The organism is Slackia sp. CM382 (assembly GCF_000293015.1).
GTDB classification, from domain to species: Bacteria; Actinomycetota; Coriobacteriia; order Coriobacteriales; family Eggerthellaceae; genus Slackia; species Slackia exigua.
Genome location: NZ_ALNO01000010.1, coordinates 1 through 21138 on the forward strand (window position 1 = coordinate 1; position 21138 = coordinate 21138).

Genomic DNA, 21138 nt, shown 5'->3' on the forward strand with positions numbered 1-21138 from the left:
AGACCTCGCCCTCGGCGCGAAGAAATATACTAGGCATTCCCCGTGCGTCTGTCAACGGATGAAATGAACTTTTTCTTGCACCGCCTTGTACCCGCCGAGGATCGATGCGGCATTCCCGCCTTTGAACTGGAAGTTCATCTATAACGGAATCCAAGTCCACCCAAAGCAAGCCTCTGCACGCATCATGCGTAAATCCAGATGGAACGAGAGCGCGTGGGAAAACGCAGCTTTGCCGACACGACCGATCGACCATGCAAAGCAGCCCTCGTTCCTCTGCGGGGAAACGGCGCAAGCAAGGGAGACGCGCAGGTGCAACGCAGCAGTCCTCGCTCCCGCGCAGGGGAGCGAGGACTGCTCGAATGCATCGATGGCGCCCCAATCCTGCAGCGGATCCACGTCCGCCTCTGCAGCGGACGTGGATCCGCCGGCAAGCTCCGTTACGGCAGGCGGAAGAACTTCTTCTTCCCCACCTGTATTTCCGCATGCGCAAGCAGGGAAGGATCGAGGCTGTAGGATTTCGGCGCGAGCGCAACGCCTCCGATCTTGACGCCGCCGCCGTCGATGAGACGACGCGCTTCGGAAACGCTTCCGGCCGCCTTCGCCTCGACGAGGAGCTTGGCGAAATAGACCGTCCCTTCCTCATTCGGTTCGAGGGATACCTCCACGACGGGCGCATCCTCGGGGAACCCGTGCTTTTTGAATTTGAGGTCGAAATCGGCCTCGGCGGCCCGAGCCGCTTCGGCGTCGTAATACGCCGCGACGATATTGCGCCCGAGCGCACGCTTCACCGTATTGGGGTGCAGCTCGCCTGCAGCAAGGCCCCGTTCGATGCCGTCGATGGCGTCGACGTCCTCGGTCGACGCGAGCCGGTAGTATTTGACCATGAGCTCGTCGGGAATGCTCATGACCTTGCCGAACATATCGTTCGGCTCGTCGGTGAGGCCGATGTAGTTGCCGTAGCTCTTGGACATCTTCTGGACGCCGTCGGTTCCTTCGAGAAGAGGGAGCGTGAGGGCGACCTGGGGTTCCATTCCCATCTTTTCCATCAGTTCACGGCCCGCGAGCAGGTTGAACAGCTGATCGGAACCGCCGATTTCGACATCCGCCCCGATGACGACGGAATCGTACGCCTGCATGACGGGATACATGAATTCGTGCAGGGCTATGGGGCGACCTTCGGTGTAGCGCTTATGGAAGTCGTCACGCTCGAGAATGCGCGCCACGGTGAAGTTGCTCAAGAGCTTGAGCAGGTCGGCCATCTCAAGGCTCAGAATCCATTCGGAGTTGTAGCACAGCGTCGTGCGGTCGGGATCGAGGATCTTGAATGCCTGGTCGACATATGTCCTGGCATTTTCCGCGATCTTCTCGGGAGAAAGCTGCGGACGCGTGGCGTTGCGTCCCGACGGATCGCCGATCAACGCCGTTCCGTCGCCGATGATGAGCGTGACGCGATGGCCGAGATCTTGGAACTGGCGAAGCTTGCGCAGCGGGACGGCATGCCCGAGATGGATGTCCGGCGCCGTAGGATCGACGCCGAGCTTGATGTTGAGGGAAACGCCCTTTTTCAGCTTCTCGAGAAGAAGCGGTTCCGGAACCACCTTGTCGGCACCGGAAGAGATGATATGAAGCTGTTCTTCGGGAGTTATCGGACTCATCTCCTCTATATAAGGTTCAGTACGGCGATTCGTGCATCCTAGCACAACGGTCCTGCGCCGCAGGACGATGGCGGATCATTCGACCGGACGGAACATATGCCCGGTCGTCCTGCCTTTGAGCTTGTCGACCGCCGATCCGCCGTTGAGCGCGAGCGAGCGAGCGCGAACCGCCCGCGAAACGGCCTCGGAGGCCTCTTCGACGCTCAGCAGCGTCGCATCGACCATGAACGAGGAAACGCCCGCTTCGATAAGCTCGGGAAGCAGATGGACGATGTCGAGCGCGATGCCGTTATAGAGATGGCTGCGCCCGCAGACATCCGTGATGATCGGAAAGCGGTAGCCCTTGCGGTCCTTGTAGTAATGCGCGCTGCGTCTGCGCACGCATTCTCCGCAGCGCTGATCGCAGGGGCCTTCGCTCATGAGCATGCAATGCTCGGCGACCATGAGCTCTTGGAAGCCGGAAACGGTCAGGCCGAGACCGATCGGCGCATCGGGCGCGAGATCCTTGATCTGGCGAAGCGTGAGCTCGGGCGAAAGCCACGCCGTTCGCGCGCCGAGCATGCGGACGGCATCGAGCGACCAACGGTTCGTCAGGGGAACGTGCGGGCCCACTTCGACCGCGGCTCCTTCTTCGATCCCCCGAACGACCTCGCCGAACGATTCAGCGAGGAGGGGTTTGCCGGATTTGACGTACTGCCAGGGATCGAAGTCTCCCCCATCCTTGTTCATGGCAGGCTTATCCACGACAGGCATCGCCACGATCTTGCGCCCCGGATATCCCGCCTGATCGACGGCATCGACCAGGCATCCGGCAACCGTCGCCGTGCCGCGCTTGTAGTTAAGCGCGGGAACGTAGACATCGTCGGCCCCGGCCTTGCGCGCGGCTCGTGCGCATGCGGGATTCGACGCCATCGCAACGATACGGATGTCGCCCGTTCTCGCAGGCGGAAGAGAGCGTCTCTTCGTCCGCTTCGCAAGGACGCGTCCCCGATATGCGGCAAGCATCTCGTCCTCAAGGGCATTGAGCGCCTGGGTCCGCGCCTTATGCAGGGCCGAGAATCCGATGCCGACCCCTTCGTCGAGATCGACCTCGAGAACGGAGAATTCGAACGGGGTGGCGCCCAGGCGGTCGATGTGCTCGCGCGCCTCATCGAGCGTCACCGGCTTGGTGCGGGCCGCCTCGATGACGGCTCCCGTCCAATCCACGCTCGTCGAGCCCGATGAAAGGCGGATGGCAAGAGGCTTCCCGATGTTCATGGCCACCTGAGCGCGGACGAGTATCTTCGAGACGGAGGCGCGAGGGTCGAACGCAAGCGAAGCGTTCCGCACGCGGAACACGCGATCGCCCTTGAACGCGCGCTTAGGCACAGAAAGCGTCACGAACTCGCCCTCGGATGCGCCTTCGGGAACCTCGGAGACGAAATTGCCCCTGCTCGTCCAGAATTCGAGCAGATCGCCTGCATGCAGATCGACATCGGTCACGAAGCCGACGCCGCCTTCGGTCGAGTCGGCGATGCGGCCGACGAAGACACCGCGATTGTTCGGCCGCCCGTAGCCCATGATGTCGTTTCCGCGCCTGCCGGACAGATACGCGGTCGTGAACCCCCTGCTGAAAGCTTCGGACAAAGCGCGTCTGTCTTCTTCGGGAACGGCACGCGCCGTCTCTGCCGCATCCATGGCGTCACCCATGCCGGAGCATTCGGCGTCGAAGGCGTCGGCGAGCCGATCGAGCGCACGGCGATAGATCCCCACAACCGTATGAACGTAGTCGGCGGATTTCATCCGGCCTTCTATCTTCAGGCTGTCCACGCCCGTCGCGACGATTTCGGGAATGGCGTCGACGACGGAAAGGTCTTTGGGAGACAGCAGGTGCTCGCCTTCGGAAGGAAGCGCGCCGTCGACCGACGCGCTCCGCAGCTCGTAGGGAAGCCGGCAGGCCTGGGCGCACATGCCTCGATTCGCCGAGCGCGAACCGACCATCGAGCTCATGAAGCACTGCCCCGAATAGCAGACGCACAGCGCGCCATGACCGAATGTTTCGGTCGTCATGCCGAGCGCATGGGCCTCTTCGGTAAGGCGGGCCAGCTCGTCGAACGCAAGTTCGCGCGCGAACGTCACCCGGCTCGCCCCGAGGGCGGCCACGGCGCGGACGCCGTCGACGTTATGGATGTTCATCTGGGTCGATATATGAATCTCCAGGTCGGGAAGCACGCGAGCCACCTCGCTCGCAAGCCCGATATCCTGGACGATGGCCCCGTCGATGCCGCGACGCCACGCCTGGCATACGAGTTCAAGCGCCCGCTCCTCTTCGCCCGGAAGGATCTCCACGTTGATGGCGAGATAGATCCGGACCCCGCGCAGGTGCGCGAAATCGCATGCCTCCCGAAGGGTTTCGAGCGTGAAATTCCCCGCGTTCCTGCGCGCATTGAAATCGTCGAGGCCGAGATAGGCCGCATCGGCTCCGGCCGCCACGGCCGCGCGAAGGCATTCAGCGTCTCCAGCTGGGGCTAAGAGCTCGATCGTTCGGTATGGGTTGAGCATGGTGTTTTCCTTAAAGAAGGTAACGTGGTTTTGCGCGAGCCATGCGTTTCAGGTATCGTGTCTCGCATGAGAACACGGAGAAAAACGCGCGATGCGCGTACCCACGGAATCTCGTGGGTTCTTATCATCATTCTTGTCAGCCTCTGCGTCGTTGGATACGGCGGATATCGCGGCGTCCTCGCCCTGTTCGATTCATGGACGGACGATCTCCCCGACGTCAACGATGCCGACGCGTTCCAGCTCGCGGAAAAGACCACGATCCTCGCAAACGACGGCTCCACCGTACTTGCGGAATTGTACCTCGAAAACCGCGAGCCGATCACAATCGACAAAGTAAGCCAATATGTTCTCAACGGCACCGTCGCGACGGAGGACGAACGCTTCTATCAGCATAAAGGCGTCGACCTCCAAGGCATCGCGCGCGCCGTCGCCGTGAACCTGACCGGCGGGCAGGAAGGCGCATCCACGATCACGCAGCAATTCGTGCGCAACACGCTCCTTTCCTCAGAGATGAACGACATCACGGTCAAGCGCAAGGTGCGCGAGATGGAGCTGGCCATACAGCTCGAGAAGATCTACGGCAAAGACGAGATCCTGATGATGTATCTCAACACCATCAACTACGGCGACGGATGCTACGGCATCCAGTCGGCCGCGCAGCATTATTATTCCGTCGATGCCTCCGACCTGACGCTCGCGCAGGCCGCGACCCTTGTCGGCATTCCGAACTCCCCGACGCTCTACAACCCCGTCCAGAATCCCGACAACGCGTTGCAACGCCGCAACCTCGTGCTTTCGCGCATGCTGACCAACGGGTATATAACGCAGGATGAATACAACGACGCCGCCGCCGAGGACCTCGATCTCGACGTCGAAGAGCCCAGCAGCAGCGACGGCATCTACAAGTACCCCTGGTTCACAAGCTACGTCCGCGACACCCTTGAGCAGCAGTACAGCACCGACGTGGTGTTCAAGGGCGGCCTGACGGTCACCACGACCATCGACCCCCAGATGCAGGAATACGCCGAGGAGGCCGTCGAGAACGAATACAACTCCGGCACGATGCTTGATGGACAGGAGATCGCGCTCACCTGCGTCGATCCCCATACGGGATTCATCAAGGCCATGATCGGCGGCCGCGATTATTCCGAAGACCAGTTCAATATCGCCACGAGTTCCAAAGGAAGGCAGACGGGATCGTCCTTCAAGATGTTCACCCTGGCGACCGCCATCAACCAGGGAATCGACCCGAACAAGACCTTCATCGACTGCAACGGCCCCGTCACGGTCAGCGGAGCGACCATCTACAACTTCGGACACCACAACTACGGCACGCTCAGCATCGCCGACATGACCGCATGCTCGTCGAACACCGGCTATATCAGGCTGGTCACCGGGAAAGGCGGCGTCGCGCCCCAGTCCATCATCGACATGGCGACCTCCATGGGGCTGTCCGGCGCCACCCTGAAGCCCTATCCGTCCATCACGCTCGGCACGGGCGAGGCGAACACCACCGAGATGGCGAGCGCCTACGGAACGCTGGCAGCCAACGGCGTCCATCATGAGGCGACCGGCATCGTGAAGGTGGTCGACAGGAACGGCAACGTTCTCGTGGACAACACCAACGGAACCGATGGCAAGCAGGTCATCTCGGGCAATGTCGCCTATGCGGTGACGCAGGTGCTCAAAGGCGTCGTATACAAGAGCAACGGCACCGCGCATGCCGCCGCCCTCCCGAGCGGCCAGGTCGTCGCCGGCAAGACCGGCACGACCGACTATTGGCGCGACCTGTGGTGGTGCGGTTACACGCCGCAGCTCTCCTGCTCCGTCTGGGTCGGCTCGCGCGACAACACCCTTATCCAATACTCGAGCACCTGGGCTCAGGATGTCTGGCGCCACTTCATGACCGATGCGCTTTCAGACTATCCCATCGAAGACTTCAAGAAATACGATCCGCCCGCATACAGCTCCAAATTCGCAGGTTCGTCTTCCGACAAGAAGAGCGACGATACGAAGACCGCCGAGGAGAAGGCGGCCGACGACTCATCGAAAGATACGACTGAGACGCAAACTCCCGCGGCCACGGACAATCCCGGCACCGATAATTCGAATACGAATACCACCCCGACCCCGAACCCGAACCCGGGCAACGATCAGCCCTCGCCGACCCCCAACCCCGGTGGCGGCGAGACGCCCAACCCCGATCCCGGCGGCGGAGGTGGTGGCACCGAACCCGGCGGCGGCGAGACGCCGGCCACGCCCTAGCGCATCCTATGCACCGCCATGCGAAAACCCCGACCATGCGGCCGGGGTTTTCGCATATCCCGCGACATCGCGGCGCAGCGCACGAAGACGCAGGCGTATGTTCCGGAGCCGGATGCAGACGGGGCTTTGGACGAGCATTGCCGGGCATCGGCGATCTTCATCTTCCGCAGTGGTATCATCGCCTAGACACACTGCTCCGTTCTGACTTTCATCAAGGGGGATGATATGAGCGAAGAATCGAACGAAACGCCGAATCCGGAAACCTGCGGCCACGAATGCAGCGGATGCGCGAGCGCCAGCAGCTGCTCATCGCGCGCGCCCGAAAAGCTCAAGCCGAACGCCGTTTCTTCCATCGATCACGTCGTCGGCATCGTAAGCGGCAAAGGAGGCGTCGGCAAAACGCTCGCCACCTGCCTTCTCGCTTCAGAGCTGCATAAGAAGGGAATGTCCGTCGGCATTCTGGATGCAGACGTGACCGGCCCTTCCATCCCGAAGTCGTTCGGCGTGAAAGGGCCTCTGCGCGGAACCGAGACCGGCATCAATCCGGGTATGAGCAAAGAGGGCATCGAGATCGTTTCCACCAACCTCATGCTTCCCGAGGAGGACATGGCGGTTGCATGGCGCGGTCCGGTCCTTTCGGGCATCATCAACCAGTTCTTCAGCGAAGTGAACTGGGGGCATCTCGATTACCTGCTCGTCGACATGCCTCCGGGAACGAGCGACGCATTCCTGACCGTCTTCCAATCCCTACCGGTGGAGAAGATCATAACCGTCTCCACCCCGCAGGAACTCGTCGCCATGATCGTCGGCAAGGCCGTCAACCTCGCAGGCGAGATGAATATCCCGGTCGTCGGGCTCATCGAGAACATGTCCTACTACCTCTGCCCGCATTGCGGCGAGAGGCTCGGCATCTACGGAGACTCGAAAGCCGAGGAAGTCGCTCGACGCTACGACATTCCCACGTGGGCAACCCTGCCGATCGATACGCGGTTCGCGCAGCTCGTCGATGCGGGGGATATCGTTTCCTACGAGCTCGACGGCGCGCTCGATTCGATCATCGAAGCGATCTAGCTCAGCGATCGATAGATTCGAACCGGAGCAAGGCCGGATTTTCCCGATCTCGCTCCGGTTCTCCGTCGCCTCATCCAATATCGATTGCGGCTATGAAGAAAACTCGACGTGCGCGAATTTCTCCTTGCCTTAGCCGAATGCTATGAGTATTATTACGGAGTTGCCTTTCAAGGGCATCTGTTCGGGGCCTTAGCTCAGCTGGGAGAGCGCATGGCTGGCAGCCATGAGGTCAGGGGTTCGATCCCCCTAGGCTCCACCATATTCCGTCTAAGGGCCGAAGCCTCGCTTCGGCCCTTAGTTTTTGCATCATCCTCTTCCTCGCATCAACGCCATGATGGATCCTCGCGCATGAAGACGCATCTGCAGTCTTCATGGGGCCTATCGTCGGGATCCGTTCGGAAGGCGTGCGCATCGCATTGCGAATGCGCACGAACGAACGGCAAGAACGCATCGTCACTCCGTCCGTCTTTCCCGAAGATATCAAGGGCATTCGCTCCGCATGGCCGCAAGATCTGTGCAAAACCCCGGCAAGATGTCCTTGATAGCCTCCCTTGCATCTGAGACAGAGGGAGACTATAGGAGGATCTATGCACTGGCCATACTGCCTGCAACGCCGAAACGTCATCGCATTTCTCACGCTGGTCGCCATGGCGATCGCGGCGTCGATCGCAAGCTACGCGATGCAACCGCATGACGCCGAGGCCGCGGAAGGGACGATTTCAGGAACCGCGCATGTCGAAAGGATCATGGGAAGCAAGGATCCGACGCTTTTCAACGTCACCATGCCCGACGGCCAGGTGCTTGTCGGATCGTGCCTCGACCCTGAGCTTCCTGCGCCGAAAGACGGCGACTATGAATTCGTGGCTACGCGAAACGACGAAGGAACCTACGATGTCGATGTCAAAACCCAATACACGACCATGGATATCCATGAAGTCCATGAATGGAGCATCCCTGCCATCGAAGCCGATCCACCTTACACGACGCAACGCGTCGGCGATTTCCGATGGGACGGAGGCAAGGGATCGATCCGGCTCGTCAAATCCTCTTCTCTCCCTGATTTCACCGAAGGAAACGACCTCTACGACCTCGCCGGAGCCGAATACGGCATCTACGCCGACAAAGCGTGCTCCAGCCTCGTCACGCGGCTGAAAACGTCGTCGGACGGCACCGCGACCGTCGAGCTTGCCCCAGGTCGCTACTACGCGAAGGAAATCGCGCCTTCGAAGGGATACGAGATAAGCGAAGAGGTCATCGAGGTCGCGATACATGCCGGCAAAGAGACGAGCGCCAAGGCCCAGGAAACGCCTCGCTGCTACGATGCGGACATCATCGTGAAGAAGATCGACCACGAGCTTGCCGAGACAGGATCGGAGGAGAACGGGGCGGCGCAAGGGTCGGCGACGCTCGCAGGCGCCGTCTTCGAAGCGACGTTCTATCCGGGAACGAGCGACCGCGCGATGCGCACCTGGAGATTCAAGACCGATACGCACGGCATCATCCGATTCGACGAAGCGCACAAGACCGAAGGAGACGCGCTGTTCTTCCATGATGGAAAGCCTGCGATACCCCTCGGCCGAATCGAGATGCGAGAGGTCGAGGCGCCCCAAGGATACCTGCCCGTCGACGATACGATACGCCTCGATCTATCCGATGCATCCCAGAACCCTCGCCTCGTCGTGAACCCTGCAACCGTTTCCGAACGCGTCAAACGTGGAGGAATATCCCTGCAAAAGCTCGACAAGGAAACGGATAGGCCCGAACCCTCGGGCAAAGCAGCGCTCGAGCGCGCGACCTATGACATAACGTCAGATAATCCGGAGCCCATCATCGTCAATGGCGCAATCGTCAAGAAGGGAGAGGTCGCCCTATCGCTGACGACCGATGCGAACGGCTTCGCGACGACGAAAGACGACGCGCTCCCCTACGGTCGCTACGTGGTTCGCGAGACGGTCGCGCCCGAAGGGTACCTGATCGATGATGCGTTCGAAGCTCGCGTGGATGTATCCGACCATCATGCCGTCGTGGAGGCGCCGCGCGCAAAAGAACAGATCAAACGTGGAGACATCTCCTTTGTGAAGCGCGCGAGCTCCGGGCAGGAAACGATGCCGAACGTCGTGTTCGCGATCACGTCAGAAACGACGGGCGAAAAGCATGTCATCGTGACCGACGAGAACGGAATCGCATCGACGTCGGCGGAGCATACCCTCCATACGCTCGAGACGAATGGGAACGATTCGGCATTGGATGAAGATGCCGGCAGATCCTCGCTCCCGAAACGAGGCGTCTGGTTCTATGGCGTGAAGAATCGCGCCGACGGACAAGAGCCCCATGACGATCTCGGCGCCCTGCCCTATGACTCCTACACGCTCGAGGAGCTGCGATGCGCCGCCAACGAAGGCAAGGAGCTCGTGACGCAGAAGCACATCACGATCACTTCCCATGCAAAGACCATCGATCTGGGAACCATCGAGGACGACGACATGGTCGTGAAGACGCCCCGCATCGGCACCGTCGCGAAGGATGCCGACGACGGCGATGCGATCATAGACCCGACTGCCGACCGACGCATAATCGATACGGTCGCCTATGAAGACCTCGAGCCCGGCACGACCTATCGCATCGAGGGGCGGCTCATGGACAAGGAGAGCGGCAAAGAGCTCGTCGTGAACGGTACCCAAGCAACGGCGCAGGTGGAATTCACGCCTCAGGAGTCGAAGGGTACGTGCGATGTCCCCTTCGACATCGATGCAGGCGATCTAGGCGGAAAGAAGATCGTCGTATATGAACGGCTTCTCGAAAAAGACGACGTCGTGGCAACGCACGAAGACATGGACGCAGCAAGCCAAACCGTCTCCGTCGCGCCGAGGGAATCTCCTCGGGGACCACTCCCGAAGACCGGGCTGTTCGTTCTTGAACATGGGAAAGAGATCGCAGCGACGATCGGCGCAGGGCTTCTCATCGTTGCAGGATCGGCCGTCCTGAGAAAACGGAGATCCGCATCCAAAAGCGCGTCGCGCTATCGCTGGTAGGCATCGGCAGAGAGCGACATCGCATATGAGAGCACGATTCCTCTATACCATCGGCGCAGCATGCATCCTACTGGCCCTCGGAGGAGCCATCTTCATCGCCCGCGCGCCTGCAGACCAAGGAGCTAGATCCCCCTTCGACGGGAATGCGTCGAACGATCGCGGAGATATGCCGGCAGCTCGAAGCAACGAGCCGCCGGCAGGCGCGGCCGCTGGCGACGATGGAAGCGACCCTTGGCAACGCCTCGCTATGGTGAATCCCGATGCGATCGGATGGATCGATGTGCCGGGAACTCGCATCGACCACGTCGTCGTCGCAAGCCCGCCCGGGTATCCGGACTGGTATCTTTCCCACGACTTCCAAGGACGGAGAAGTTTCGTGGGATGCCCCTATCTGGACGCAGCCTGCGGGAATTCTCTAAGCGATACGCCGGGATGCTTCATCGTCTACGGACACAACCTCGGGCCGATCGACGGCGGCATGTTCGGCGATTTCGAGAACTACCGAGATGAGGACTGGAGAAGCGATCGATTGCGCGGGACCTTGCGGACGCCTGCAGGCGACATCGTCCTCGAATTCTTCGCCGCGGAAACCGTGGACGCGTCCCGAACAGGAATCGAAGACCTAGGCATCAGCATGAACGACCTCGAAGGATCCATGGCCGCCATAGCGGCCCGCTGCGGATTCAAGGAACTGCAGAAGTCGAAGCAGAACGCGACGCTGCCGACGTACGTCGGCAGCCAGGCCGCGGATGATGCATGCGGAATCGAAGGAGGACCGACGGCATGCGCAGACGGGCATGCGGGCGAACCGCGCGCTGAAGACAGCCTCTTCGTGTTCTGCACCTGTTCGTACACGACCTGGAGCAACGAACGAACGCTCGTCTACGCGCGAGGGCACATGAAAGAAGCCCCTGACGGGGCTTCTTCCTAACAGGCAAGAACCGTATGCTCGGCCTAGAGGGCTTTCTTGGCAACCTCGACCAGCTGGGCGAATGCATCGGGATCGGTGATCGCCATGTCGGAGAGGACCTTGCGGTCGAGGGTGATCCCGGCCTTTTTGAGCCCGTTCATGAACTTGGAGTAGGACAGGCCGCTGATGCGGGCGGCCGCGTTGATGCGGGTGATCCAAAGGCGGCGGATTTCGCGCTTCTTATTGCGACGATCGCGATAGACGTACTGCAGTGAATGCTGGACCTGCTCTTTAGCCGCACGATACGAACGGGACTTGGCGCCATAGTAGCCCTTGGCACGGCTCAGAACGACGCGACGCTTCTTATGAGCGTTGACTGCACGCTTTACACGAGGCATTGAAATTCACTTCCTACTCTATTATTTGCAGAGACGGGCGCGGACGACCTTCTTGTCGGCGCTGGAGACCAGGCCGTCGTGGCGGAAACCACGGATGCGCTTGGGGCTCTTCTTGGTCTTGATGTGGCTCTTGTAGGCCTTGCCACGGACGATCTTGCCGGTGCCCGTAACGCGGAAGCGCTTCTTGCTGCCGCTGTGAGTCTTCATCTTAGGCATGAGGGTTCCTTTCTCATTCATACCTTAACGCCGATTATTCTTCGACCTTGTCGCTTTCCTTCGCCTGGCCCTTGGGAGCCTTCTTCGCCGCCGATGGAAGCGGCGCGATCATCATATGCATATTGCGTCCCTCCATCTTAGGAGCGCTTTCGATGACCGCAACGTCCTTCAGGTCGTCCGCGAGGCGTTCCAAAATGGAAAGACCTTGTTCGGGATGCGCCATCTCGCGTCCACGGAACATAATGGTAATCTTGACTTTGGCGCCATCGGCGAGGAAGCGCAGGACATGCTTCTTCTTGGTCGTGTAATCCCCGATATCGATCTTCGGGCGGAACTTCATTTCCTTGATTTCGACCTTGGTCTGGTTCTTACGCGCCTGCTTCGCCCTGATGGCCTGATCGTATTTGAACTTCCCGTAATCCATGATGCGGCACACGGGAGGATTGGCGTTAGGCGCGATCTCGACGAGGTCGAGACCCTCCGTCTCGGCGATGCGAAGCGCCTCGCGCGTGCTGAAGATGCCCATCTGAACGCCGTCATAGCCGATGAGACGACACTCGCTCACCCTGATCTCGCCATTGAGCCTAGGCTCTTGAGCTGCTATTGCGCTCACCTCCTTGGCCGTTTCCGGCCGCTAGAAAAAATTCCCTGCGCGGCATGCGACAGGGAATTCGAAACGTGGATCTATTCGAAGAACCCATCGGCATGGCCGAACCAGGTGGAGGACCTACGTCCCCTCTTGTGACGGGTGGCATGATACCACATGACAGCGCTCGCGCGAGCGCGAAGAAGCCTGTCGCGCCGCGCAAAGGCATAGACGCTCCACAAGCATCCCCTTCGCCGGATCGCGCACGATGCTCGCTCGGTGCTCGAACGCAGAGTGGCATGTCGGCGGAAACGGCCGGCGAGCAGAGGATCATGGCCCGCGACGGAAAACCGTGCACACCCGTCGCGCCCTCTCATAGGGACGGCGACGCTACGCCTTCGGTCGGTCGAGATCGAACGGCCAGGCGATGCGATGCAGATCGGCGGGATCGATCGAAGCGAGCGAGGCTTCGCCCTCTTCGAGGATCCTGCGTCGCAGGCCGACGGAAAGCGCATGCGACCACAGGCCTTCGGCCTGCGCCATGACCTGGACGGCAGGACCGTCGGCAGCAAGCCCTTCAGGGGTGTAGCAGATAATGGACGAGCGCTTCACGAAATCATCCACGGACAGCGGATTGGAGAAAGCCGCCGTGCCGCCCGTCGGAAGCGTGTGGTTCGGCCCGGCGACGTAGTCTCCTAAAGGCTCGCTCGACCAGGGACCGATGAAGATGGCGCCGGCGTTACGGATGCGACCGAGCAGACTCATGGCATCGACGCAGTGAAGCTCGAGGTGCTCGGGAGCGATCACATTCACGGCATCGACCGCCTGATCGAGCGTCGGAGCGACGATGACGACCCCTTCGTCTGCAAGGGATGCGGCGGTGATGCCCGCGCGCGGACTCGCCTCGACCATCGAAGGCAGAAGCTCCTGCACCTGAGCAGCAAGTGCAGCATCGCAGGTCACAAGGTAGCAGGCGGCGAGCGGGTCGTGTTCGGCCTGAGCCATGAGATCGGCGGCCACGACCGCAGGAAGCGCCGTGGAATCGGCGAGGACGCAGACCTCGGAGGGGCCGGCGACCATATCGATCCCGACATCGCCCGACACCAGGCGCTTGGCTGCGGCGACATAGGCGTTGCCCGGCCCGACGATCGTATCGACTTTGGGAATCGATTCGGTTCCGTAGGCGAGCGCGGCGATGGCCTGCGCGCCGCCTACCGCGTAGATCTCGCTCACGCCGGCGATCTTGGCGGCGGCCAACGTATAGGGGGAGATGCCGCCTTCCTTCTGAGGAGGCGTGACCATGACGACCTTCTCCACGCCGGCGACCTTGGCAGGTATCACGTCCATAAGCACCGTCGAGGGATACTGCGCGCGTCCGCCGGGAACGTAGACGCCGCTTGCAGCGACGGGCGTCACCTTGACGCCGAGAATCGTGCCGTCAGGTCTTGTGGAAATCCAAGACTGCGTCACTTCCCTCTCGTGAAATTCCTTGATCTGACGTGCGGCTTTCTCAAGCGCTTCGACGAAACGCGCGTCCACGCGCTCGAAGGCGGCGTCGACGAGCGCGGGATCGACGCGGAAATCCTCGACCTCGATGCCGTCGAATGCGAGGCAGAAATCCTTCAGCGCGGCATCTCCGCGCTTTCGCACCTCTGCCACGATGCCCGCAGCGCTCTCGAGCACCTCAGCAGGAAGCGACCCTTGGCGAGGCAGTTGCCCGGGCTGCAGATATTCGCCTTCCGCAAGCGTGATATTCCTCATGTCCGCCATCCCCTCCGTCGGATTCTGCATGAAGCACCGATGAAAAGATGCTCCATGTACGTAAGAGCACTTTATCACTCTATTCTAATAAAGTACTCGAGAAAAACGACGGCTGGAAAAGCACACACCTATGCATGCGTGCATATCGGACGGGAAGACGGAGGCGATCAGCAGGAGGCGGACAGGCGAGCAACCATCGCTTCGACGAATCGTTCGGCGACGGCGGCAGCGGCTTCGCGATTGCGTAGATAGACATCGAATCCCGGATCGGCAGGCGTGTCGGTCACACCCCTGACCGAGATGAAGCCGGCTCCCAAGACCTTGCAGACGTGCGCCATCGCGGCCGTTTCCATGTCGGCGGACAGAGGCGCCAGAGAGCGCGCGAGCTTCTCATGGTCGCCCTCGCCGATGAATCGCTCCCCCGTCACCATGCAGCCGAATCCGACGGTGCGTCCGAACGACGCGGCGACCTCGCGCGCCGTTTCGAGCAGAGATTCGTCCGAGGCGAACCATTCTTCAGGAGAGACGGTCATGTGGGAATCGGACATGAACGAGGCGTCCAGATCATGATAGGCGCTCCGGTCGGCCACGACGATATCGCAGACGTCGAGCCCCTCGACCAGGGCGCCCGCCGTCCCCGCATTCACGACGACGCCCGCGCCGAACGAATCGATGAGCGTCTGCGTCGCGATCGCGGCGTTGACTTTGCCGATTCCGCTGAATACAAGGAAGACGTCGGCACCCGAGAGGCGGCCTTCGTAGGCGACGAGCATGCCGTGCGCATGCTCGCGCACGTCGGACATGCGCGCAAGGAACGGGTCGCGCTCGGTCTCGGTGGCGCAGACGATGCCGATCGCGGGCTTCTCCATGCCTACTCCTCGGTCGACGCGTCGGCGGCGGGAGCGGCCGCCTCGTCCTGGGAGCCTTCGAGCTCGAAGTCGACGCGCGGGGCATCCGTCCAAACCTCTTCGAGGCGATAGTAATCGCGTCCTTCGGGCTGGAAGATATGCACGATGAAGTCGCCGAAATCGAGCAGCGCCCAGAAGCCTTCCCGAGCGCCCTCGACGCCGAACGGCTTCACGCCCGCCTGTTTGAGCTCCTCTTCCTCGATCGCATTGAGAACCGCGCTGATCTGGCGATTATTCTGCGCCGTGACGATGACGAAGTAATCGGTCACGTCGACGAGGTCGCGCACGTCTTGGATGATGATGTCGGTCGCTTTCTTGCCGTCCGCCGCGCGGGCGGCGATGAGCGCCTTATCCAACGATGAGAGGCCTTTATCCTGAGCCACGTTGATTTCCTTCCGTCGAAGCGACCCTGTCGGCCGCGTTGCATTCGAACGAATAGGATACCAGCTGGACGCGCATCCCGCACGATGCGCACGTGACGTTCGCGCTAAACGCATGCCGTGCCGCTGCGTCACGCGCATCGCCGCGTCGCAGCGAATGCCGCATCCTCGGAAGCGACGGCGAACGACCCGAGGGACGAACCCGCCTTATGCAGACCTTCCTGCGCGGACGCGCTTGAGCGCAAGCGCGTTGTATACGGAAAGCGAATCAGGATAGACGACCATGCCGGCGCCGATGAGATAACGCAGCGTGGATGCGTAGGCCTGGAAGAAAAGCTCGTCAAGGCTTACCGTTCCCACCGCATCGCGCAAAGCTTGGACGTGCGGATACGTACGCCCCGGCTCTATCATGTCCGCGATGAAGACCACCATGTCGAGTCCGCTCATATCCTCTGCGCCGCAGGTATGGCGCGCGACGGCCTGCAGGACGGCGTCGGAAAGCTCCGGGAATTCGTCGCGCAACGTCGCCGCGGCCGTGAACGAATGCAGCACCCCCGGCGCGTTCTTGCGCACGTATTTCGGGGCGCAACCGAGCTTTTTCGCCTTGCGACGCAGCTCGTCGGTGGAAAGCGCCTTGTCCCAGTCATGCAGAAGCCCCGCTACGGCCGCAGCATCCTCATCGATGCCGTAGATGCGGGCGAGACGGACGGCGGTTTGGGACACGCCCAGGCTATGGCGATAGCGCGACGGCTTCAGGCGTTCCTCGAGCCGCATGCGCATCTCTTCGAATCGTTCGGCGTCCATGAACGAAACCTCCTCAGGCTATCGGGAAACCGTCCGGTAGAGGCCGCGGTCGCGGATGAAGTCGAACACCTCGCGCGGCACGAGATAACGGACGGAGCGACCCTCGGACACCATGCGGCGCAAATCGGTCGAAGAAATGGACAGCGCCGTGACCTCGACCTCGGACACTCGGAAGATACCCGCGTGCGTACGCATGTAGCGGCGCCGCGAATCGGTCACTTCGAATCCAGGCCTGGTCACGCCCACCAGATGCGCCAGGCGCCCCAACTCATCGGCATGGCGCCATTCGAGGATGCGGAACAGCGCATCCGCCCCGGACACGAAGAACAGCTCGACGTTCTCGGGAAAGTGAGCGCGCAGCTCGCGCAGGGTGTCAACCGTGTACGTCCGACCTGGTCGATCGATCTCGAGCCGGCTTGCATCGAACCGTGCGTTCCCCTCGATGGCGAGACGCACCATTTCGTACCGAAGCTCGGCCGCAGTCACGGGCGAGCCGTGCTTCATCCATGGATCGCCCGTCGGCATGAAGACGACGCCGTCGAGCCCGAATCGATCGGCAACCTGTTCGGCGCAGGCAAGATGCCCCACATGAATCGGGTCGAACGTACCGCCCATGATGCCGAGGCGAAACGAGGCGTCTGGATCGTCGAAGCCCAATCGATCGAACCGGGGCGATACGCGCACGGGATCCCCCGGACGGGATGCGTATGCGGAAAGACCGGCGTTCATCATGCCTCGCTACTTTCTGACCTGGCCTGAGCCATGCACGATATACTTGGTCGACGTCAGCGCATCGGTCGCAAACGGCCCGCGCACGTGAAGCTTCTGGGTCGATATGCCGATCTCGGCACCGAGACCGAAGCATCCTCCATCGGAAAAGCGCGTCGAAGCATTCGCGTATACGACGGCCGCATCCACATCGCGAAGGAAAGCCTGCACGGCATCATGGCCCCGAGGGTCGTCCTCGTCGGCGACGATGCATTCGGAATGCCCTGTTCCATAGCGGTTGACGTGCGCGATGGCCTCGCGGACATCGTGCACGGACTTCACGCTTATATCCAGGGAGAGGTACTCGCGCCCCCAATCGCTCTGCTCGGCGGCGCGGAAGGGAATGCTCTCCTTGTCGAGCAGGGCCGCCGTACGGTCGTCGGCATGGAGCGTGACGCCGGCTTCCGTCAACGCACGCAGGATCACCGCAAGGGGAGCTCCCGGCACATCGGCAAGCGATGCGTCGTAGAGCAGGGATTCGCAGGCATTGCACACGCCGATGCGCTGGGTCTTGGCGTTGACGAGGATATCGCGCGCCATGGACGGGTCGGCCGATCTATGCACGTAGACATGGCAGTTGCCCACCCCGGTTTCGATGACCGGGACCTTCGCATGTTCAACGCAATGGCCGATAAGAGCCGCGCTTCCGCGAGGAATGAGCACGTCGACCGTGCCGCGAAGCCCCATGAGCTCGTCGGCGGACGCATGGCCCGCGTCCGCAACGAGGCTGACCGCGTCGGCGGGAAGTCCGGCGGACACGACGCCTTCGCGCAGCGCATCCGCGATGGCGACGTTGCTGAGCCGCGCCTGCGAGCCGCCGCGCAGCACGCAGGCGTTGCCCGCCTTCAAACAGATGCCGGCCGCATCGGCCGTGACGTTCGGACGCGCCTCGTAGATGACGGCGACGAGCCCGAGCGGCACGCTGACCTTCGCGAGACGGAGGCCTTCGTCGATCGTGCGTTCTTCAAGGATGCGCCCGATCGGATCGGGAAGCGCGACGAGATCCTCCAGGGCGCATGCCATGGATTCGACACGCTCGGGCGTCAAGAGCAAGCGATCGATGAGCGACGGCGCCATGCCGGCCGCACGTCCGGCCTCGATATCGCGCGCGTTCTGGGCGCAGATGCCGTCCTTGTGCGCGCGAAGGCATCCTGCCATGAGCCTAAGGGCCTGATCGCGCACCTCGACCGAACTTGACGCGACGGCGCGCGACGCCTCCTTGGCCGCGAGGGCGAGCGCCCGGATGCCGGAAGATTCGGATTCCCTCGTCATTCGAACACCACCAATTCATCTCGATGCACGACGGTCCCCTTCTCGATGCGCGCCGCTTCGGACGAGACCTTCGCGAGACCTCGAGCCAGAACGCCGCCGGCAGGCGTCGCGACGTCGATGACGTCGCCTGCGGCGAATTCCCCGACGACGTCGACGACGCCGACGCCGAGCAGAGACGATCCGCCTTCGACGAGGGCGCACGCCGCGCCTTCGTCGATGATCAGACGGCCTTTGACCGAATTGCCCAGCGCGATCCAGAGCTTGCGCGGCGTCATTTCATGACGTTTCTCGCGCGCTTCGAAGAAGGTGCCGATCGAAGGTTCGTCCGCAAGCGCCGACGCAACGGCGTCGGTGGCGCGCCCCTGACAGATCACGAGCGGGATGCCGGCGGCCTCGAGCACGCGGGCCGACGTGAGTTTCGTGACCATGCCGCCCGAACCGACCGTGCTGCCCGGCCCCGACGCGCCTTCCATGATCCGCGACGTGACGTGCGTGACGCGGGAAAGCAGCCGCGCATCGGGATCGGTCTGGGGATTCGCCGTGTATAGGCCGTCGATGTCGGAGAGGATGACGACCCGGTCGGCATCTATCATGCACGCGACCAGGGCTGCGAGCGTATCGTTGTCGCCGAATCTGATCTGCTCGACCGATACGGTGTCGTTCTCGTTGACGATAGGGACGACACCGAGTTCGAGCAGACGCCGAAACGTGTCGCGCGCGTGCAGATACGCGTGGCGATCGGCCGTGTCGCGGCGCGTGAGCAGCACGAGCGAGATCGTGATGCCGTACAGCGAGAAGACCTTGTCGTACGCGGAGAGCAGCGCACGCTGGCCGACGGAGGCCGCGGCCTGCACCGTCGGCATGTCGCGAGGACGTTCCACGGGAAGCCCCAGGGTCTCAAGCCCTGCGGGGATGGATCCCGAGCTCACAAGCACGACCCGCCATCCCGCCGCACGCGCCGCATGGATCTGGCGTGCAAGGTCGACGAGATACGGCTCCTCTATGCGCCCGGAATCGCCCGTGAGCGTCGAGGATCCGACCTTGATGATCGCGGTGCGGGCGGTGCCGCCGGCTCTTTCGCGTGGCGCACGAGCCATCACAGATCGAGCTCCCTGAACGCATCGTCCGCATCGTCGGCCGTTTCGAATTCGAAGGCGCGGCCGAGAATGCGGATCTCGTCTCCATTGCGCGCACCTGCGGCGACGAGACGCTTTTCGAGACCGATGCGCCCGAAGCGGTGCTGCAGAAACGAGAGCGCCTCCTCGTTTCCCCAGTCGGTCTGCACGACCCAGCGCTCGATCTGCGGGCCTTCCACGCGGAAGATTCCTTCGGAGAGCCGATGGACCGAGAAGCGCTTGTCGCGCGCTTCGCGCTCATGTTCCCAGACCTGCTCGTATGCGACCCTCTCGGACTCCTGGACGCGGGCGGCCTCGCGCAGCTCGTGGACCTTTTCTCCGAGCGCATGGACGAGAGGGTCGATGCCTTCGCCCGTAAGCGCGCTTATGCGGTAGACCTTGGCCTCCGCGACGCTGTCGGCATACTCGTTCCCGTCGGCGGCCGCAACGGCATCGGAGCGTACCTCGGCTTCGAGTCGACGGACGGCATCTTCCACCCCGGGAGCATCGCATTTGTTCGCCACGACGATGCGAGGCCGAGCCGCGAGATCGGAAGCGTACATTTCGAGCTCGCGGTTGATGATGCGGTAATCCTCCACCGGATCGCGGCCTTCGTATCCGCCGGTCATGTCGACCACATGGACGATAAGCGCGGTCCGTTCGATATGGCGCAGGAATTCATGCCCAAGCCCCCTACCCTCGGATGCGCCTTCGATCAGGCCCGGGACATCGGCGACGACGAAATCGTATTCGTCGCCCTTGACCACGCCGAGATTCGGAACGAGCGTCGTGAACGGATAATCGGCGATCTTGGGGCGCGCCGCGCTGATGCGGGCGATGAGCGAGCTCTTGCCGACCGACGGCATGCCGACGAGCGCAGCGTCGGCCATGAGCTTCATCTCGAGCTCGATCCAAGATTCGGATGCCGGTTCGCCAAGCTCGGCGAACGAAGGCGCGCGACGGGTCGACGTGACGAAGTGGATGTTGCCACGGCCGCCCATGCCGCCGTTGGCAACCGTGACGCGCTCGCCGTCGTGCGTCAGATCCGCAATGAGCGCGCCGGTTTCTTTGGAATCATCGTTCCATTCGCGCACGATCGTGCCGAGCGGCACCTTGAGGATCAGATCCTCGCCGCGTGCGCCATGCATGCGGCTTCCCTTGCCGTGCGTGCCCCGCTCGGCCTTGAAGTGGTGCTTGTACCGATATTGTATGAGCGAGGAAAGCGCTGCGTCGGCTTGCACGACGACGTTGCCGCCGTGCCCGCCGTCGCCGCCGTCGGGTCCGCCCTTCGGGACATGGGCTTCCCGACGGAAGCTCATGCAGCCGGCCCCGCCGTCGCCGCCCCTGACGTAGATATGGACCTTGTCCGTAAACATTCGCTCACCCTTATCCGCGCGCGTCTTCGATCGATTGACATGCCATTGTATATGCAAAGAGCCCGCCTAGGCGAGCTCTC

The 21138-nt window shown here is 62.0% G+C and carries 17 protein-coding genes and 1 tRNA gene; 5 read left to right on the forward strand and 13 right to left on the reverse strand.

The genetic code is table 11. The features are described 5' to 3' along the window. Positions 1 to 437: 437 nt before the first annotated feature. Together tyrS and HMPREF1155_RS04060 are read right to left on the reverse strand one after the other, a co-directional pair. Entirely contained in the window at positions 438 to 1655 is a 1218-nt protein-coding gene (gene tyrS, locus HMPREF1155_RS04055; RefSeq protein ID WP_009077671.1) for a tyrosine--tRNA ligase, read from the reverse strand. A 75-nt stretch (positions 1656 to 1730) separates the two neighbouring features. Further along, a complete protein-coding gene (locus HMPREF1155_RS04060; protein ID WP_009077699.1) occupies positions 1731 to 4196 on the reverse strand; it encodes a U32 family peptidase in 2466 nt (821 codons plus the stop codon). A 66-nt stretch (positions 4197 to 4262) separates the two neighbouring features. On the opposite strand from HMPREF1155_RS04060, the gene HMPREF1155_RS04065 reads away from it, so the two are divergent. The 5 genes from HMPREF1155_RS04065 to HMPREF1155_RS04085 all read left to right on the forward strand — a co-directional run bounded on the left by HMPREF1155_RS04065 (position 4263) and on the right by HMPREF1155_RS04085 (position 11495). Then, on the forward strand, positions 4263 to 6461 hold the full coding sequence (locus HMPREF1155_RS04065; protein WP_006361830.1) for a transglycosylase domain-containing protein: 2199 nt from the start codon (positions 4263 to 4265) through the stop codon (positions 6459 to 6461). 225 nt (positions 6462 to 6686) lie between these two features. Continuing rightward, entirely contained in the window at positions 6687 to 7532 is an 846-nt protein-coding gene (locus tag HMPREF1155_RS04070) for an Mrp/NBP35 family ATP-binding protein (RefSeq protein WP_006361832.1), read from the forward strand. 183 nt (positions 7533 to 7715) lie between these two features. After that, a tRNA-Ala gene (locus HMPREF1155_RS04075) sits at positions 7716 to 7791 on the forward strand. Positions 7792 to 8119: 328 nt separating this feature from the next. Continuing rightward, entirely contained in the window at positions 8120 to 10564 is a 2445-nt protein-coding gene (locus tag HMPREF1155_RS04080; protein ID WP_009077667.1) for a SpaA isopeptide-forming pilin-related protein, read from the forward strand. A 166-nt stretch (positions 10565 to 10730) separates the two neighbouring features. Beyond that, a complete protein-coding gene (locus tag HMPREF1155_RS04085; protein WP_238319101.1) occupies positions 10731 to 11495 on the forward strand; it encodes a class B sortase in 765 nt (254 codons plus the stop codon). 23 nt (positions 11496 to 11518) lie between these two features. Here HMPREF1155_RS04085 and rplT read toward each other — a convergent pair whose 3' ends face one another. The 11 genes from rplT to obgE form a co-directional block, all read right to left on the reverse strand. Further along, on the reverse strand, positions 11519 to 11872 hold the full coding sequence (gene rplT / locus HMPREF1155_RS04090; RefSeq protein ID WP_006361836.1) for a 50S ribosomal protein L20: 354 nt from the start codon (positions 11870 to 11872) through the stop codon (positions 11519 to 11521). A gap of 21 nt (positions 11873 to 11893) precedes the next feature. Continuing rightward, complete coding sequence (gene rpmI, locus HMPREF1155_RS04095) at positions 11894 to 12088, reverse strand: 50S ribosomal protein L35 (protein ID WP_009077672.1); 195 nt, start codon at positions 12086 to 12088, stop codon at positions 11894 to 11896. Positions 12089 to 12122: 34 nt separating this feature from the next. Beyond that, positions 12123 to 12701: a translation initiation factor IF-3 gene (gene infC, locus HMPREF1155_RS04100; protein ID WP_006361838.1), complete on the reverse strand. Its 579-nt coding sequence runs from the start codon at positions 12699 to 12701 to the stop codon at positions 12123 to 12125. Positions 12702 to 13064: 363 nt separating this feature from the next. Then, entirely contained in the window at positions 13065 to 14435 is a 1371-nt protein-coding gene (gene hisD, locus HMPREF1155_RS04105; RefSeq protein WP_238319102.1) for a histidinol dehydrogenase, read from the reverse strand. 167 nt (positions 14436 to 14602) lie between these two features. Beyond that, positions 14603 to 15304, reverse strand: coding sequence for a 5'-methylthioadenosine/S-adenosylhomocysteine nucleosidase (gene mtnN / locus HMPREF1155_RS04110; protein ID WP_009077663.1), 702 nt, complete (start codon positions 15302 to 15304; stop codon positions 14603 to 14605). A gap of 2 nt (positions 15305 to 15306) precedes the next feature. Next, positions 15307 to 15726 (reverse strand): ribosome silencing factor, encoded by a 420-nt coding sequence (gene rsfS / locus HMPREF1155_RS04115; protein WP_009077675.1) that lies wholly within the window; start codon positions 15724 to 15726, stop codon positions 15307 to 15309. A gap of 204 nt (positions 15727 to 15930) precedes the next feature. After that, entirely contained in the window at positions 15931 to 16527 is a 597-nt protein-coding gene (yqeK, locus tag HMPREF1155_RS04120) for a bis(5'-nucleosyl)-tetraphosphatase (symmetrical) YqeK (protein WP_009077623.1), read from the reverse strand. 18 nt (positions 16528 to 16545) lie between these two features. Then, positions 16546 to 17259: a nicotinate-nucleotide adenylyltransferase gene (nadD, locus tag HMPREF1155_RS04125; RefSeq protein WP_009077628.1), complete on the reverse strand. Its 714-nt coding sequence runs from the start codon at positions 17257 to 17259 to the stop codon at positions 16546 to 16548. A gap of 6 nt (positions 17260 to 17265) precedes the next feature. Beyond that, positions 17266 to 18567, reverse strand: a complete 1302-nt coding sequence (locus HMPREF1155_RS04130) for a glutamate-5-semialdehyde dehydrogenase (protein ID WP_009077696.1) — start codon at positions 18565 to 18567, stop codon at positions 17266 to 17268. Further along, positions 18564 to 19664, reverse strand: coding sequence for a glutamate 5-kinase (gene proB / locus HMPREF1155_RS04135; RefSeq protein ID WP_050999266.1), 1101 nt, complete (start codon positions 19662 to 19664; stop codon positions 18564 to 18566). The genes HMPREF1155_RS04130 and proB overlap by 4 nt, the downstream gene beginning before the upstream one ends. Then, complete coding sequence (gene obgE / locus HMPREF1155_RS04140; RefSeq protein WP_009077626.1) at positions 19664 to 21058, reverse strand: GTPase ObgE; 1395 nt, start codon at positions 21056 to 21058, stop codon at positions 19664 to 19666. Before obgE ends, proB begins: the two co-directional genes overlap by 1 nt. Positions 21059 to 21138: the final 80 nt, after the last annotated feature.